This is a genomic window from Methylobacterium sp. E-005 (assembly GCF_022829725.1).
GTDB lineage: Bacteria > Pseudomonadota > Alphaproteobacteria > Rhizobiales > Beijerinckiaceae > Methylobacterium.
This window is the reverse complement of sequence record NZ_JAKSYG010000222.1, coordinates 1-445: the sequence shown is the minus strand read 5'-3', so window position 1 is coordinate 445 and position 445 is coordinate 1. Positions and strand designations below refer to the sequence as shown.

Here is a 445-nt window from a genome sequence, read left to right as displayed (position 1 = left end):
GCGCCGTTTCGAGATCGGTGCCGATCAGCGCCGCCATCGCCCCCGCGCCCGGCGCCACCGCCTCCTGCATGGCCGCGCCGCGCAGGCGCAGGAGTTTTGCGGCATCGGCGATCGTGAGGCTGCCGGCGGCGGCGAGCGCCGGGTCTGGGTCTTCTCCGACAGGCTCACGATGTTGCCGGCCACGGCCTCGGCCTGCTCGCGGATCGCGTCCATGGCCTTGGCGGTGTCGGAAACGGCGCGCAGCCCCTGGCGCGGGGTCTGGGCGGTGGCCTGGGCGGTGGCGATCACCTCGGTGGCGCGCTTGCTGATCTGCGCCCCGGAGTGGTTATCCCGTTCGCCGTTGCTGGGGGCTCCTGGCCCGGGGGGTATTGGCGCTCCCGCGGGGGCGCCTGGCCCGGTGCCGGGGCCGCGGTGTCGGGCCCCGTGGGTCTCTGGGCTGGTGGTG

Annotated in this window: 1 pseudogene; it reads right to left on the bottom strand. The window is 75.5% G+C overall.

Annotated features, from left to right (window positions below):
* Nucleotides 1–139, bottom strand: a pseudogene (locus MKK88_RS34335) (malonyl CoA-acyl carrier protein transacylase); the annotation flags it as partial.
* Between the last annotated feature and the right edge of the window lie 306 nt (nt 140–445).